This is a genomic window from Pseudomonas sediminis, from assembly GCF_039555755.1.
Taxonomy (GTDB): domain Bacteria; phylum Pseudomonadota; class Gammaproteobacteria; order Pseudomonadales; family Pseudomonadaceae; genus Aquipseudomonas; species Aquipseudomonas mendocina_D.
Map to the genome: position 1 here is coordinate 3726337 of NZ_CP154631.1, position 16357 is coordinate 3742693.

Annotated in this window: 14 protein-coding genes; 13 read left to right on the forward strand and 1 reads right to left on the reverse strand. The window is 61.4% G+C overall.

The window, feature by feature from the left end; genetic code table 11:
• Positions 1-882: a LysR family transcriptional regulator gene (locus AAEQ75_RS17460; protein WP_013715120.1), complete on the reverse strand. Its 882-nt coding sequence runs from the start codon at positions 880-882 to the stop codon at positions 1-3.
• A 223-nt stretch (positions 883-1105) separates the two neighbouring features.
• Here AAEQ75_RS17460 and leuC point away from each other — a divergent pair, with 223 nt between their 5' ends.
• The 13 genes from leuC (at position 1106) to purF (ending at position 16346) form a co-directional block, all read left to right on the forward strand.
• Positions 1106-2533 carry a 3-isopropylmalate dehydratase large subunit gene (gene leuC, locus AAEQ75_RS17465; RefSeq protein WP_106735210.1) on the forward strand — a complete coding sequence of 476 codons (1428 nt, stop codon included), beginning with the start codon at positions 1106-1108 and terminating at the stop codon, positions 2531-2533.
• A gap of 11 nt (positions 2534-2544) precedes the next feature.
• Entirely contained in the window at positions 2545-3192 is a 648-nt protein-coding gene (gene leuD / locus AAEQ75_RS17470) for a 3-isopropylmalate dehydratase small subunit (RefSeq protein ID WP_280051623.1), read from the forward strand.
• 87 nt (positions 3193-3279) lie between these two features.
• A complete protein-coding gene (gene leuB, locus AAEQ75_RS17475) occupies positions 3280-4362 on the forward strand; it encodes a 3-isopropylmalate dehydrogenase (protein WP_343349912.1) in 1083 nt (360 codons plus the stop codon).
• A gap of 56 nt (positions 4363-4418) precedes the next feature.
• Complete coding sequence (asd, locus tag AAEQ75_RS17480; protein ID WP_343349913.1) at positions 4419-5531, forward strand: aspartate-semialdehyde dehydrogenase; 1113 nt, start codon at positions 4419-4421, stop codon at positions 5529-5531.
• A gap of 141 nt (positions 5532-5672) precedes the next feature.
• Positions 5673-6683 carry an aspartate-semialdehyde dehydrogenase gene (locus AAEQ75_RS17485; RefSeq protein ID WP_343349914.1) on the forward strand — a complete coding sequence of 337 codons (1011 nt, stop codon included), beginning with the start codon at positions 5673-5675 and terminating at the stop codon, positions 6681-6683.
• Between the two features lie 154 nt (positions 6684-6837).
• Positions 6838-9675, forward strand: coding sequence for a FimV/HubP family polar landmark protein (locus AAEQ75_RS17490; protein WP_343349915.1), 2838 nt, complete (start codon positions 6838-6840; stop codon positions 9673-9675).
• 7 nt (positions 9676-9682) lie between these two features.
• Positions 9683-10546 carry a tRNA pseudouridine(38-40) synthase TruA gene (gene truA, locus AAEQ75_RS17495; RefSeq protein ID WP_343349916.1) on the forward strand — a complete coding sequence of 288 codons (864 nt, stop codon included), beginning with the start codon at positions 9683-9685 and terminating at the stop codon, positions 10544-10546.
• 42 nt (positions 10547-10588) lie between these two features.
• Positions 10589-11224: a phosphoribosylanthranilate isomerase gene (locus AAEQ75_RS17500; RefSeq protein WP_343352425.1), complete on the forward strand. Its 636-nt coding sequence runs from the start codon at positions 10589-10591 to the stop codon at positions 11222-11224.
• Positions 11225-11363: 139 nt separating this feature from the next.
• A complete protein-coding gene (accD, locus tag AAEQ75_RS17505) occupies positions 11364-12248 on the forward strand; it encodes an acetyl-CoA carboxylase, carboxyltransferase subunit beta (protein ID WP_099525423.1) in 885 nt (294 codons plus the stop codon).
• Positions 12245-13522, forward strand: coding sequence for a bifunctional tetrahydrofolate synthase/dihydrofolate synthase (gene folC / locus AAEQ75_RS17510; RefSeq protein ID WP_106735217.1), 1278 nt, complete (start codon positions 12245-12247; stop codon positions 13520-13522). Before accD ends, folC begins: the two co-directional genes overlap by 4 nt.
• Before the next feature lie 14 nt (positions 13523-13536).
• Complete coding sequence (locus AAEQ75_RS17515; RefSeq protein WP_125836816.1) at positions 13537-14154, forward strand: SPOR domain-containing protein; 618 nt, start codon at positions 13537-13539, stop codon at positions 14152-14154.
• A gap of 86 nt (positions 14155-14240) precedes the next feature.
• Positions 14241-14762, forward strand: a complete 522-nt coding sequence (locus AAEQ75_RS17520) for a CvpA family protein (protein WP_003461125.1) — start codon at positions 14241-14243, stop codon at positions 14760-14762.
• Positions 14763-14837: 75 nt separating this feature from the next.
• Positions 14838-16346, forward strand: coding sequence for an amidophosphoribosyltransferase (gene purF, locus AAEQ75_RS17525; protein WP_099525427.1), 1509 nt, complete (start codon positions 14838-14840; stop codon positions 16344-16346).
• The last annotated feature ends 11 nt before the right edge of the window (positions 16347-16357 follow it).

Genomic DNA, 16357 nt, shown 5'->3' on the forward strand with positions numbered 1-16357 from the left:
CTATGCAAGATCATCCCGCTGGCTGTCGAGCAGATCCATGAATGCCCGTGCGGCATTCGATAGGGTGCGCTCGGTATGCAGGATGTAGCCTAACTGGCGGGTCAACTGGATGCCCGGTATCGGCAGGCGCGCGACCTGCTCGTCGAGCATGGTGCGCGGCAGCACGCTCCAGGCCAGGCCGATGGACACCATCATCTTGATGGTTTCCAGGTAGTTGGTGCTCATGGCGATATTGGGCGTCAGACCCTGGGCTTCGAACAGGCGCTGCACGATATGGTGGGTAAAGGTGTTGCCGCCGGGGAAAACGGCCGGATGCTGCGCCACGTCGGCCAGGCTGATCACTTGGCTGCGGGCCAGCGGATGTTCCGGTGCGGCGACGAAATCCAATGGGTCGTCCCACACGGCGACGGCGCGGATCGGTTCGCGGGTTTCCGGGGCAAGGGTGATCACCGCCAGTTCGGCGCGGCCATGCAGCACTTCTTCATACGCCACTTCCGAATCGAGGAACTGGATGTCCAGCGCTACCTGCGGGTGGGCGCGGGTGAAGGCGCGCAGTAGGGCGGGCAGGCGGTGCAGGCCGATGTGGTGGCTGGTGGCCAGGGTCAGACGGCCGCTGACTTCACCGGACAGGTTGGTCAGCGCGCGACGGGTATCGTCCAGCACGTTGAGAATCTGGTAGGCGCGCGGCAGCAGAGCGCGACCGGCCTGGGTCAGGCCAATCTCGCGGCCGAGGCGGTCGAACAGGCGTACGCCCAACTGTTGTTCCAGGCCGGCGATGCGTTTGCTCACGGCGGGTTGGGTCAGGTGCAGGCGCTCGCCGGCTTCGGAAAAACTGCCCGTCTCGGCGATGGCGATGAAGGCGTTGAGGTTGGCCAGATCCATGGAGCGCTCCGGGTAAAGAATGATGCCCTGAGCATACATTCCTCTACGGAATCCTTTGAATAAAAAATATGAATTTGAGTTATTTCGTGCCTGGCAATAGCATTCTCCCTATAAGCCAAAGGGCCTTTTCGCCCGGGCATAGAAAGGTGCACTTCTGACGCCGGGCGGTGATCACGCAGGCAGTTCATGGATGTGCTCAAAAGGCGCTGATGAGGTAAGGCTGATGACTGGCAAGACGCTCTACGACAAGCTCTGGGAAATGCACGAAGTGAAACGTCGCGACGACGGTTCCTCGTTGATCTACATCGATCGTCACATCCTCCATGAAGTGACCTCGCCGCAGGCCTTCGAAGGTCTGCGCCTGGCCGGGCGTAAGCCATGGCGCATCGACGCCAACATCGCCACGCCGGATCACAACGTGCCGACCACCAAGGCCGAACGTCAGGGTGGCCTCGAAGCCATCGCCGACGAGGTCTCGCGTATCCAGGTACAGACCCTGGACGAGAACTGCGATGACTTCGGCATCCTCGAGTTCAAGATGAACGACGTGCGCCAGGGTATCGTCCACGTGGTCGGCCCGGAGCAGGGCGCTACCTTGCCGGGCATGACCGTCGTTTGCGGCGACTCGCATACCTCGACCCATGGTGCCTTCGGTGCGCTGGCCCACGGCATCGGCACCTCGGAAGTCGAGCACGTGCTCGCCACCCAGTGCCTGGTGGCCAAGAAGATGAAGAACATGCAGGTGCGCGTGGAGGGCAAACTGCCGTTCGGCGTCACAGCCAAGGACATCGTGCTGGCCGTGATCGGCAAGATCGGCACCGCTGGCGGTAACGGCCATGCGCTGGAATTCGCCGGCAGCGCGATCCGCGATCTGTCTCTGGAAGGGCGCATGACCATCTGCAACATGTCCATCGAAGCCGGTGCTCGTGTCGGCCTGGTGGCGGTGGACGAGAAGACCATTGCCTACGTCAAGGATCGTCCGTTTGCGCCCAAGGGCAGCGACTGGGACAAGGCCGTGGCGCAGTGGCAGAACCTGGTGTCCGACGCCGATGCGGTGTTCGACACCGTGGTCGAGCTGAAAGCCGAAGACATCAAGCCGCAGGTCAGCTGGGGCACTTCGCCGGAGATGGTGCTGGCCGTCGACCAGAACGTGCCGGACCCAGCCGTCGAAGCCGACCCGGTGAAGAAGGATTCGATCACCCGTGCGCTGAAGTACATGGGCCTGGCTGCCAATCAGCCGATCACCGATATCCAGCTGGACCGCGTATTCATCGGCTCCTGCACCAACTCGCGCATCGAAGACCTGCGCGCCGCTGCAGAGGTAGCCAAGGGCCGCAAAGTCGCCGCCACCGTCAAACAGGCGCTGGTGGTGCCGGGCTCCGGTCTGGTCAAGGCGCAAGCCGAGGCGGAAGGCCTGGACAAGATCTTCATCGAAGCCGGTTTCGAATGGCGTGAACCAGGTTGCTCCATGTGCCTGGCGATGAACCCGGACAAACTGGGCAGCGGCGAGCATTGTGCCTCCACCTCCAACCGTAACTTCGAAGGCCGTCAGGGCGCTGGTGGTCGTACCCACCTGGTCAGCCCGGCCATGGCTGCCGCCGCTGCGGTAACCGGCCGCTTCATCGACGTTCGTGAATTGATCCAGGCCTGAGGAGACCGCACATGAAAGCTTTCACCCAACACACCGGCCTGGTCTGCCCGCTCGATCGCGCCAACGTCGACACCGACCAGATCATTCCCAAGCAGTTTCTGAAGTCGATCAAGCGCACCGGCTTCGGCCCCAATCTGTTCGACGAGTGGCGTTACCTGGATGTCGGTCAGCCGAACCAGGACAACTCCAAACGCCCGGTCAACAAGGAGTTCGTGCTCAACTTCCCGCGTTACCAGGGCGCCAGTGTGCTGCTGGCTCGCGAGAACTTCGGCTGCGGCTCTTCGCGTGAGCACGCACCCTGGGCGCTGGACGAGTACGGTTTCCGCACCGTGATCGCGCCGAGCTTCGCTGACATCTTCTTCAACAACAGCTTCAAGAACGGCTTGCTGCCGATCATCCTCAAGGATGAAGAGGTCGATGCGCTGTTCGAGCAGGCCGAGGCCACCGAAGGGTATCAACTGACCGTCGACCTCGAAGCGCAGACCGTGACCCGTCCCGACGGCGTGCAGTACAGCTTTGAAGTCGACGCCTTCCGCAAGCACTGCCTGCTCAATGGTCTGGACGACATTGGCCTGACTCTGCAGGATCAGGAAGCGATCAAGGCGTTCGAGGTCGGTTATCAGCAGAGCAGCCCCTGGCTGTTCGGCGCGATCAAGTAAGGCGTTCGATAGGATGCGCTATGCGCGCCTGATTTAAGACTATTTAAGTGGTGCGCACGGCGCACCCTACGGTTTGATGAGGATGCAATGAGCAAGCAGATTCTGGTTCTCCCAGGTGATGGTATCGGCCCGGAAATCATGGCCGAGGCGATCAAGGTATTGAACCTGGCCAACGACAAGTACGCCCTGGGGTTCGAGCTGAGCTTCGATGACCTGGGCGGCGCCGCCATCGACCGCTATGGCGTGCCGCTGGCCGACGAGACTCTGGCGCGCGCCCGAGCCGCTGATGCGGTGCTGCTCGGCGCCGTAGGCGGGCCGAAGTGGGACACCATCGATCCGGCCATTCGCCCGGAGCGCGGCCTGCTGAAGATCCGTTCGCAACTGGGCCTGTTCGGCAACCTGCGTCCGGCCATCCTCTACCCGCAACTGGCCGAGGCTTCCAGCCTCAAGCCGGAAGTGGTTGCCGGCCTGGATATTCTCATCGTGCGTGAGCTGACCGGTGGCATCTACTTCGGTCAACCGCGCGAGAGCAAGGTACTTGAGAACGGCGAGCGCATGGCTTATGACACGCTGCCGTACAGCGAGAGCGAAATTCGCCGCATCGCCAAGGTCGGTTTCGATATGGCGCGCGTGCGCGGCAAGAAACTGTGCTCGGTGGACAAGGCCAACGTCCTGGCGTCCAGCCAACTGTGGCGTGCCGTGGTCGAGGAAGTGGCCAAGGACTACCCGGACGTCGAACTGAGCCACATGTACGTCGACAACGCCGCCATGCAACTGGTGCGCGCGCCCAAGCAATTCGACGTAATGGTCACCGACAACATGTTTGGTGACATTTTGTCTGACGAAGCTTCGATGCTCACTGGTTCCATCGGCATGCTGCCGTCGGCATCCTTGGACGCCAACAACAAGGGCATGTACGAGCCGTGCCATGGCTCCGCGCCGGACATCGCCGGCAAGGGCATCGCCAACCCGCTGGCCACCATTCTCTCGGTGTCCATGATGCTGCGTTACAGCTTCGGCCAGGTCGCTGCTGCCGATGTCATCGAAAAAGCGGTGAGCCTGGTGCTGGATCAGGGCCTGCGTACCGGTGATATCTGGTCCGAGGGCAAGACCAAGGTCGGTACCGCTGCGATGGGTGATGCAGTAGTCGAAGCGCTGCGTAGTCTGTAATCTTCCCAGCCCCGCCGGGGTGGTTCCGGCGGGCTGTTTATATAGGTGTAGTCGTTATGAAACGTGTAGGTCTGATCGGTTGGCGTGGCATGGTCGGTTCCGTGCTCATGCAGCGCATGCTGGAAGAGCGGGACTTCGACCTGATCGAGCCGGTGTTCTTCACCACCTCCAATGTCGGCGGCCAAGGCCCTGCCATTGGCAAGGACATTGCTCCGCTGAAGGACGCCTACAGCATCGACGACCTCAAGGGCTTGGACGTGATCCTGACCTGCCAGGGCGGCGACTACACTAATGAAGTATTCCCCAAGCTGCGTGAAGCCGGCTGGCAGGGCTACTGGATCGATGCAGCCTCCAGCCTGCGTATGGATGATGAGTCGGTGATCGTGCTCGATCCGGTCAACCGCAAGGTCATCGACCAGGCGCTGGATGCTGGCACCAAGAACTACATCGGCGGCAACTGCACCGTCAGCCTGATGCTGATGGCGTTGGGTGGTCTCTACGAAGCTGGTCTGGTCGAGTGGATGAGCGCCATGACCTACCAGGCCGCCTCCGGTGCTGGCGCGCAGAACATGCGCGAGCTGATCAAGCAGATGGGCGCGATCAATGGCGCTGTCGCCGATGATCTGGCTGATCCGGCCAGCGCCATCCTCGACATCGACCGCAAGGTCGCCGAAGCCATGCGTGGCGAAGGCTTCCCGGTCGACAACTTCGGCGTGCCGCTGGCTGGCAGCCTGATACCCTACATCGACAAGGAACTGCCGAACGGGCAGAGCCGTGAAGAGTGGAAGGCCCAGGCCGAAACCAACAAGATTCTCGGTCGCTTCAAGAACCCGATCCCGGTCGATGGCATCTGCGTACGCATCGGCGCCATGCGCTGCCACAGCCAGGCGCTGACCATCAAGCTGAACAAGGATGTGCCGATGGCTGACATCGAAGGCCTGATCAGCCAGCACAATCCCTGGGTCAAGCTGGTGCCGAACCACCGCGAAGATTCCATCCGTGACCTCGGCCCGACTGCCGTGACCGGCACCCTGAGCGTTCCGGTCGGCCGTCTGCGTAAACTCAACATGGGCTCGCAGTTCCTGGGTGCGTTCACTGTGGGTGACCAGTTGCTGTGGGGCGCTGCTGAGCCGCTGCGTCGCATGCTGCGGATCCTCTTGGAGCGCTAAGCGCCAGGCGGGATATCCGGAGTCAAACAAAGCCCTTCTGTTTCGGCAGAGGGGCTTTGTCTTTTCAGGGCTGAGCAAGTCGATTGCCTGGGCGATGGGGCGCAGTTACAGTGCCGCTCCCTCTGCGTCTTAGGTCAGATCATGAGTCAGTCCATCAATATCGCCGTGATCGGCGCCACCAGCAACGTCGGCGAAGCGCTGGTCGAATTGCTCGAAGAGCGTGAGTTCCCGGTGAAGGACCTGCATCTGCTGGCCAGCAGTGAATCGGCTGGGCAGAGTCTGTCTTTCCGTGGTCGGCAGGTGCGGGTCAGATCGCTCGATGCCTTCGATTTCACTCAGGTGCAACTGGCGTTCTTTGCCGCGGGACCTGAAGTGACGCGCACCCATCGTGAGCGCGTGGCTGCCGCCGGTTGCTCGATCGTAGACCTGAGCGCGGCACTGCCGCTGGCGCAAGCGCCATGCGTATTACCTGAACTTGGCGCCGCGGGCCTGCCAGTATTGACCCGGCCTTGGTGCGTCAGTGCAGCGACACCTTCTGCGGTTGCCTGCGCGCTGGTGCTGGCGGCGCTGAAGCCTGTACTGCAGCCGCAGCAGTTGCAGGTGACTGCGATGCTGTCGATCTCCACCCTGGGGCGTAGCGGTGTGCAGGAGTTGGCGAGGCAGACCGCTGAGCTGCTCAACGCGCGCCCGCTGGAGCCCAAGACGGTGGATCGACAGATCGCGTTCAACCTGCTGGCGCAGGTCGGCGAAGTGGATGACCAGGGGCATGCTCAATTGGAGAAGCGTCTGGCCGCCGAGATTCAGCAATTGTTGGGTCTGCCTGGGCTTCCGGTGGCCGCGACCTGCGCCTTGGTGCCAGTGTTCTTTGGCGATAGTCTCGCGCTGGGTGTGTATGCTGATTCGGATATCGATATCAGTGCCGTGCAGCAATTGCTCGAGGTGGCGCAGGGCATCGAGTTGGTTGAGGCTGGCGACTATCCGACGGCAGTGGGTGATGCGGTGGGGCAGGATCAGGTCTATGTGGGGCGCGTCCGTCGTGGCGTGAACGATCCACGGCAACTCAATTTGTGGATTGCGTCTGATAATGTAAGAAAAGGCGCCGCCCTGAATGCTGTGCAGATAGCTGAGTTATTGATAAAACACTATCTGTAAAAGATACTTACCTAGAAATTTGAAGAATCTTTCTAGCTTGGCAATACTGGCTGAGTTGATTGCTGAATGGGGAGCCGCTCGTGGAGCGGAGGCAGGCAGCAATTCTCAAGACCCTCTCGCATGCCGAGAAAAAGATAAAACAAGGGATAACGCTATGGTTCGGGTTCGCAAACTGGTGCTGGCAATCGCAGCCGCTTCCGCGCTGTCTTCCGGTATGGCGCATGCGCTGGGGCTGGGTGAAGTTACCCTGCAATCGTCGCTGAATCAGCCGTTGGTAGCGGAAATCGAATTGCTGGAGGTACGCGATCTTGCTTCCAATGAGGTGATTCCCAGCCTCGCGTCCCCTGAGGAGTTCATCAAAGCTGGCGTCGACCGTCAGTACTTTTTGACCGATCTCAAGTTCACCCCAGTATTGAAGCCCAACGGCAAGAGCGTTATCCGCATCACCTCGAGCAAGACCGTGCGTGAGCCTTACCTCAACTTCCTGGTTGAAGTGCTCTGGCCGAACGGGCGCTTGCTGCGTGAATACACCCTGCTGCTCGATCCGCCGCTTTACTCTCCGCAAACTACCGTAGCCGCTGCGCCGCAACTGCCTATCGCCGCGCCTGCACCGCATCCATCTGCGGCGCCTGCTTCCGCTTCTGCGCCGCGCAGTGCAGCACCCGCTCCGGCCCCGCGTCCTGCCGCACCGGCACCGGCGTCGCGCGCCATTGCCGGTAACGAATACAGAACCACTGCCAACGATACGCTCTGGGAAATCGCCCAGCGTGTCGGCGGTGGCTCGGTCAATCAGGCCATGCTGGCCATTCAGGATCTGAATCCGGATGCCTTCATCGGTGGCAATATCAACCGTATGAAGAGCGGCCAGGTGCTGCGCCTGCCGGACGAACCGCAGATTCGCAGTCGCAGCAATGCCGAAGCGGTCGCCCAGGTCGCCGAGCAGAATGCCGCCTGGCGTGAGGGTCGCGCTGTGGCCTCGCGTCAACTGGATGCCACTCGCCGTACCACTGCTGGCGCCGCACCTGCGACTGCAGAGGCGAGCGACAGCCTGAAGCTGGTTGCTGCGGAAGCAGGTCAGTCCACTCGCGGTAGCGATACGGGTTCGGCGGGTAGCAAGGCATTGGCCGACAAACTGGCAGTGACCCAGGAAAGTCTTGATTCGACCCGTCGTGAGAACGCCGAACTGCAGAGCCGTGTAGGTGATCTGCAAAGTCAGCTGGACAAGCTGCAGCGTTTGATGGAGTTGAAGGACAGTCAACTGGCCAAGTTGCAGGCTGAACTCTCGGCAGAGCCCGCAGCGCCTGCTCCTGATGCAGTGCAAGAGCCGCCTGTGGAAACTCCGGCAGCGGCGCCTGAAGCCGCGCCGCCCGCTGCGGAAGCGGCAACGCCGCCGACTACGCCGCCTGAGGAGGCGGCGCCTGACTACAACTATTCCGAGGAACCGGCTGCGCCTGTCGAGGACAGCGCCGCCGCGACCGAACAGCCGGCCACTGAGCCGGCTGCTGCCGTTGAACCGGCCGCCCCAGCCAAGCCTGTCGAAGCAGCCAAGCCTGCAGCGCCTGCACCGGCTCCAGCCCCAGCCCCAGCCCCAGCCCCGCAGAGCTTCATTGATGACCTGATGGCCAACCCAATGACGTTGGGCCTGGCGGGTGGTGGTGCGCTTCTGCTCCTGTTGGTTGGCCTCATGGCGCTGTCGCGCCGCAACGCTCAGAAAGAGTCCGAGCTGCAAGATGAACTGGCTGACGAACTGTCCCAGGATCAGGCGTTCGCCTCCGATCTGGACATGCCTGAAGACAGCTTCGCAGGTCTCGACGACGAGCCTGTCCAAGCAGCCCAAGCCGCTGGCGAGGAACGCGTGACGGCGCAGACCGGCGACGCACTGGGTGAAGCAGATATCTACATTGCATACGGGCGCTTCAACCAGGCGGCCGAGCTGCTGCAAAACGCGATCAACGACGAGCCGCATCGTGCTGATCTGCGTCTGAAACTGATGGAGGTCTACGCCGAGCTGGGTGACCGTGAAGGCTTTGCCCGTCAGGATAACGAGCTGCGCGAGATCGGCGGTGTTAATGCAGAAGCCGAGCAGCTGAAGTCCAAGTATCCGGCGATCGCTGCCTTTGCAGGAGCTGGTGCGGTGGCCGCGGCTACCTCCGCCGATGACGACATGAGCGAGTTCAGCCTGGATGACCTCAGCCTGGATGAGCCAGCTGCAGAGGCGCCTACCGCCACTGGTGGCGATCTGGATGATGCTTTCGACCTGAGCCTCGACGACCTGGAAGCTGATCTGGAGAGTGATGTTCAGTCCGCCCAGGCTGAGCAAGCGCCGTTGTCGCTGGACGATGATCTGGACTTCGGTCTGGTCGATGAGCCCGTCGCACCGGCTTCTGCTGATGACGATCTGAGCTTCGATCTGGCCCTGGATGATGACAAGGTCGAACTGTCCCAGCCGGCCGACGATCTGTCCGCCTTCAGTCTGGATCTGGATGAGCCGGCTCCGGCAGCCAGCGACGAAGCTGACGATTTCCTGCTGAGCCTCGATGACGATGCGCCGCTGAGCCAGCCGGCCGACGACCTGTCCGATCTGAGTCTCGATCTGGCTGACGATAAGTCATCTGGTGAGCTTGATCTGCCGGCTGACTTCGATCTCTCGCTCGAAGACGAAACGCTGGCTCAGCCGACTGTTGCTCCCGATAGCTTCGCCGCGCAGCTGGACGAGGTAACCGCCGAGCTGGATCAGCTGTCGACTGACTTCGAAGAGCCGCAAGTAGCTCCGCTGGCGCCGGCTAGTAGCCTGTCCAGTGACCTGGATGGCGATGATGACTTCGACTTCCTGTCCGGCACCGATGAGACCGCGACCAAGCTGGATCTGGCTCGGGCTTACATTGATATGGGCGACACCGAAGGTGCGCGCGACATTCTTGATGAAGTAATTGCCGAAGGCAGTGATGCTCAGCAGCAAGAGGCTCGCGAGATGATTGCCAAGATGGTTTGATTGATACATGTCTGACGCAGTACCTGTAGCGGCCGCCGAAATGGCGGCCGCTGGCTTTTTCAGAATCGCTCTGGGCCTCGAATACAAGGGCGCGCGCTATCGTGGTTTTCAACGCCAGGGGCCCAAGGTTCCGACGATCCAGGAACACCTGGAAACGGCCTTGTCCAAGGTCGCTGGTGGTGCCCCAGTCAGCATTCTGTGCGCAGGGCGTACCGATGCCTCTGTGCATTCCAGTGGCCAGGTGGTGCACTTCGATACCACTGTCGAGCGCTCGCTGCATGCCTGGATCATGGGCGCCAACATGAACCTGCCCAATGACATCAGCGTGACCTGGGCGAAGGTGATGCCGGCACACTTTCATGCGCGCTTTTCGGCCATGGCGCGGCGCTACCGGTACGTGATCTACAATGATCCGATCCGCCCGGCGCACATGGCCGAGGAAGTTACCTGGAACCATCGGCCGCTGGATGTCGCACGCATGCGTGAGGCCGCTCGGGCGCTGGTCGGGACGCATGATTTCAGCGCATTCCGGGCGATGCGTTGTCAGGCCAAATCACCAGTCAAGACAGTGCATCACCTGCAACTGATCGAGCATGGCCGCTTCATCGTGCTGGATATCCGCGCCAATGCTTTTCTGCACCATATGGTGCGAAACATCGCTGGTGTGTTGATGACCATTGGTGCTGGCGAACGGCAACCGGAGTGGGCGCGCGAGGTGCTCGAGCGTGGCGATCGACATAGCGGGGGAGTGACAGCGCATCCCTACGGCTTATATCTGATACAGGTCGATTACCCGGATGAGTTCGAATTGCCGCAACGCTATCTCGGGCCTCATTTTCTCTCCGGTCTGCCGGACGTGCGACAGCCATAAGCCTTTGTTACCATCCGAGCCCGGATGGCGAGAGGTATGAACGTGACGGTCGTGCGCAGCAAGATTTGTGGTATCACCCGCATCGAGGATGCTCTGGCGGCGGTAGCGGCCGGAGCCGATGCCATCGGCCTGGTGTTCTACGGGAAAAGCCCACGAGCAGTCGGTGTCGGGCAGGCCGCAGCTATCCTGCAGGCGTTACCGCCGTTCGTGACCACTGTCGGGCTGTTCGTCGACATGCCGCGCGACCAACTGCAGCAGTTGCTGCAGCGCCTGCCGCTGGATCTGCTGCAGTTTCATGGTGATGAATCGCCGGCTGACTGTGAGGGCCATGGTCGCCCCTACATCAAGGCGCTGCGGGTCCGCCCCGGTGAGGACGTGGCTGCAGCCATGGCGCCCTACAGTGGTGCGCGGGGTATTCTGTTGGATACCTTCGTCGAGGGCGTGCCGGGGGGCACGGGTGCTTCGTTCGATTGGTCGCTGGTGCCGGAAAATGCTGCCAAGCCAATCATCCTGGCCGGTGGCCTCGATGCGGGCAATGTTGCAGCGGCCATTCGCCAGGTTCGCCCCTACGCCTTGGATGTCAGTGGTGGGGTCGAGGCCAGTAAAGGCATAAAGGATGCAGGCAAGATTCGCGCATTCGTGCAGGCGGTGCGTGATGCTCGATGTGACGGCAATTGAGGCAGGGCCGTCAATTAGCCTGTCACGCCGCCATGGGCTCGTTTCGACGGGCGCTGGGTGCGGCAGAAAAGAATTGCTGGAGATGGGCGTTTCACGATGAGGCGTTCATCCGAACCAACGGTTATGGAGAAATGACAGCATGAGCAACTGGTTGGTAGACAAACTCATTCCCTCGATCATGCGTTCCGAGGTGAAGAAGAGCTCTGTGCCCGAGGGCCTGTGGCACAAATGTCCGTCCTGTGATGCCGTGCTCTACCGTCCCGAGCTGGAAAAGACACTCGATGTCTGCCCCAAGTGCAATCACCACATGCGTATCGGTGCTCGCGCACGCATCGACATTTTCCTCGATGCCGAAGGCCGCGAGGAGATCGGTGCTGATCTGGAACCGGTCGATCGCCTGAAATTCCGCGACAGCAAGAAGTACAAGGACCGTCTGGCCGGTGCGCAGAAGCAGACTGGCGAGAAGGATGCACTGATCTCCATGAGCGGCACCCTCGAAGGTATGCCGATCGCCGTTTGCGCGTTCGAGTTCTCCTTCATGGGCGGCTCGATGGGTGCCATCGTCGGCGAGCGTTTCGTTCAGGCGGCAAATGTCGCACTGGAAAAACGCTGCCCGCTGGTGTGCTTCTCTGCTTCCGGTGGTGCGCGCATGCAGGAAGCGCTGATCTCTCTGATGCAGATGGCCAAGACCTCGGCGGCTCTGGCGCGCTTGCGTGAAGAGGGCCTGCCGTTCATCTCCGTACTGACCGATCCGGTTTATGGCGGCGTCTCCGCCAGTTTGGCGATGCTTGGTGACGTCATCGTGGCCGAGCCGAAGGCGCTGATCGGTTTTGCCGGTCCACGAGTGATCGAGCAGACCGTACGCGAGAAATTGCCGGAAGGCTTCCAGCGTAGCGAGTTCCTCATCGAACATGGCGCCATCGACATGATCATTTCGCGCGACGAACTGCGTCCGCGCCTGGCGCGTCTGCTTGCGCAAATGATGAATCGTCCCTCTCCGGTTTCCCTGCCGGCCACTGCATGACCGAACGTAGCCTGGGCGAGTGGCTCGCCTACCTCGAGCAGTTGCATCCGTCGGCCATCGACATGGGCCTGGAGCGCTCGCGCGAGGTAGCGCAGCGGCTCGGTCTGGGCAAGCCAGCGCCATTGGTGGTTACCGTCACGGGCACCAATGGTAAGGGTTCTACCTGTGCCTTTCTCGCCAGTCTGCTCGCAGCTCAGGGGCAGCGCGTCGGTGTCTACAGTTCACCGCACCTGCTGCGTTACAACGAGCGTGTGCTTGTGCAGGGGCGAGAAGCCAGCGACGACGAGTTATGCCAGGCTTTTGCGGCGGTCGAAGCCGCGCGCGGCGAGATCTCCCTGACCTATTTCGAGATGGGCACGCTGGCCGCTTTCTGGTTGTTCGAGCGTGCTCAGCTGGATGCCGTGGTGCTTGAGGTCGGTCTCGGTGGGCGCCTGGATGCGGTGAATCTGGTCGATGCCGATCTGGCTCTGATCACCAGCATTGGTCTGGATCACGCTGACTGGCTGGGCGATACCCGCGAGTCGGTCGCCTTCGAAAAGGCCGGGATCATGCGCGCCGGCATGCCCGCGTTGTGCGGTGATCTCGACCCGCCGCAGCCCTTGCTGGAACAGGCGGTGACCCTGGACACGCCGTTGTTCCTGCGTGGTCGCGACTACGACCTCAGTGTGCAGGCGCAGGGCTGGTCCTGGTATGGTCTTGACGTCAAAGGCCAGGTACTGAGACTTGAGCACCTGCCGCTTCTCGATCTGCCAATGGAAAACGCTGCGCTGGCGTTGCAGGCCTATGCGCTTCTGCCGCTGCCGTGGAATCACCAGCAGATCGTTCAGGCCCTGCTCGCCACGCGGGTAACCGGGCGTCTGGATCGTCGCGCGCTGGATTGGCGAGGCAAGTCACTCACACTGTTGCTCGATGTTGGGCATAATCCTCATGCGGCTGATTATCTGGCGCAGCGCCTGGAGAGTCGCCCGCTGAATGGAAAACGCTGGGCGGTGTTCGGTTTGTTGGCCGACAAGGACTTGCCTGGCGTGGTGGCGCCGCTTCTGAGTCTGGTTGCTGGCTGGGCCGTGGCGCCGCTGGATACGCCGCGTTCACGCTCTGCCGATGACCTGGCTGAACACCTGCGGGGGCAGGGCATGCTAGTGGCGCAATACCCGGATGTGCGTGCCGCGCTCGATGCGCAGTGCGAGCAGGCGGCAGAGGGTGACGAGATACTGTTGTTCGGATCGTTTTTCTGCGTGGCCGAGGCCCTGGATTGGCTGGCCCGCCCGGCTTGATAAGGGGATTGGGGATGGCAATGCTGGACAGTGGGCTCAAGCAGCGCATGGTTGGTGCTCTGGTGCTGGTGGCACTGGCGGTGATTTTCCTGCCGATGCTGCTGTCGCGCGAAGATGAGATGCGTCGCGTGGTGGTAGATGCGCCGGCCATGCCGCAAGCGCCGGCTACGGCCGAGATCATCGTAGAGCCTGCCGAGGTCGTTGAGCCCGAAGAGTTGCCGCAGGAACCGGTTCCCGTCGAAGAGGTGGAGCCTCAGGTCGTCGAGGTGCCTGAGCAGCCCGCGCCCACTGCGCCGCCCGTTGCGCAGCAGAGCACACCTGATCCGGTCAAGACCGAGCAAGCGACAAGCACTGCTCCTGCCAAGCCGGAAGGGCGCCTGGACGCCAATAGCCTGCCGATCAGCTGGTCGGTGCAGTTGGCCAGTCTGTCCAGTCGCGCTGGGGCAGAAAATCTGCAGAAAACTCTGCGCAGCCAAGGCTACAACGCCTATATCCGTGCCTTCGATGGCATGAACCGGGTGTTCGTCGGCCCGCTGATCGAGCGCGCCGAAGCTGAGCGTCTGCGTGATCAGCTCAATCGCCAGCACAAGCTCAGCGGTTTTGTCGTGCGCTTCCAGCCGGAAGCAGGCTAAGCAAGCAAGGGACTTTGCGGTCCCTGGTTACTCGATGTGCCGGGCTCTGCTAAAATGCTCCGCCTTTTCCGCTGGTAGGCCGCACCGTGGTATTCACCTGGGTCGATTGGGCGATCATCGCCGTCATCGCCATCTCTAGTTTGATCAGTCTCAAGCGCGGTTTCGTCAAGGAAGCCTTGTCGCTGCTGACCTGGATCATTGCAGGTGTGGTCGCCTGGATGTTCGGTGGCGCACTGGCTCAGCATCTCGTCGAATTTATCGAAACGCCTTCTGCGCGGGTCATCGCGGCCTGTGCCATTCTCTTCATCGCCACCTTGCTGGTGGGTGCTTTGGTCAATTTCCTCATTGGCGAGCTGATCCGCGTGACAGGCCTGTCCGGTACCGACCGTTTTCTCGGTATGGTTTTCGGCGCCGCGCGTGGTGGTTTGTTGGTGGTACTGCTGGTCGGGCTGATCAGCCTGGCGCCAGTGGAGCAGGATACGTGGTGGCAACAGTCGCAACTGGTGCCGCATTTTCTGATGGTCGCCGACTGGTCGAAGAACCTCATTCTGGGGTGGTCCGATCAGTGGTTTACCGGTGGATCGGCTCACCCAGCTGATCTGCTTTAAAAGAGTGGCCGCTGCGGAGTAACCGCTGCATCGGTCGCTGAATTAGCCTGAACTATCTAGCAGGGGTCGTGGCACATGTGTGGCATCGTCGGTATCGTCGGTAAATCGAACGTCAATCAGGCGCTGTATGACGGGCTCACCGTCCTCCAGCACCGCGGCCAGGATGCTGCCGGTATTGTCACCAGCCATGATGGCCGCCTGTTCCTGCGCAAGGACAATGGCCTGGTGCGTGACGTGTTCCAGCAGCGCCACATGCAGCGCCTGGTCGGCCATATGGGTATCGGCCATGTGCGCTACCCGACCGCTGGCAGCTCTAGCTCGGCCGAGGCTCAGCCGTTCTACGTCAACTCGCCGTACGGCATCACCTTGGCGCATAACGGCAACCTGACCAACGTCGAGCAGTTGGCCAAGGAAATCTACGAGTCCGATCTGCGCCACGTGAACACCAATTCCGACTCGGAAGTGCTGCTCAACGTGTTCGCCCACGAACTGGCCCAGCGCGGCAAGCTGCAGCCCACCGAGGAAGACGTGTTCGCTGCCGTTACCCACGTGCACGAGCGCTGCCTGGGCGGTTACGCCGTGGTGGCAATGATCACTGGCTATGGCATCGTCGGCTTCCGTGACCCCAACGGCATTCGCCCGATCGTGTTTGGCCAGCGTCATACCGACGAAGGCGTCGAGTACATGATCGCCTCCGAGAGCGTATCGCTGGACGTGCTGGGCTTCACCCTGATCCGCGACCTGGCGCCGGGCGAGGCTGTGTACATCACTGAAGAGGGCAAGTTGTTCACCCGCCAGTGCGCGGCAAACCCGCAGTACGCGCCCTGCATCTTCGAGCACGTTTACCTGGCGCGCCCGGACTCGATCATGGATGGTATCTCGGTGTACAAGGCGCGTCTGCGCATGGGCGAGAAGCTGGCTGACAAGATCCTGCGCGAGCGTCCAGAGCATGACATCGACGTGGTCATCCCGATTCCCGACACCAGCCGTACAGCGGCGCTGGAGCTGGCTAATCACCTGGGCGTGAAATTCCGCGAAGGTTTCGTCAAGAACCGCTACATCGGCCGTACCTTCATCATGCCGGGCCAGGCGGCACGCAAGAAATCCGTGCGGCAGAAACTCAACGCCATCGAGCTGGAGTTCCGCGGCAAGAACGTGATGCTGGTGGACGACTCCATCGTGCGTGGCACGACCTGCAAGCAGATCATTCAGATGGCCCGCGAGGCCGGAGCGAAGAATGTCTACTTCTGCTCGGCAGCACCTGCCGTGCGCTATCCGAACGTCTACGGTATCGACATGCCCAGCGCCCATGAGCTGATTGCCCATGGTCGTACCACCGAGGAAGTCTGCGAGCTGATCGGTGCCGACTGGCTGATCTATCAGGATCTGCCGGATCTGATCGAGGCCGTCAGTGGCAGCAAGAAAATCAAGATCGACAACTTCGACTGCGCGGTATTTGACGGCAAGTACGTCACTGGCGACGTCGATGAGGCCTACCTGGATAAGATCGAGCAGGCGCGCAACGATGCCAGCAAGGTCAAGTCGCAGGCAGTCAGCGCGATCATCGATCTGTATAACAACTGATGCGAGCGGGC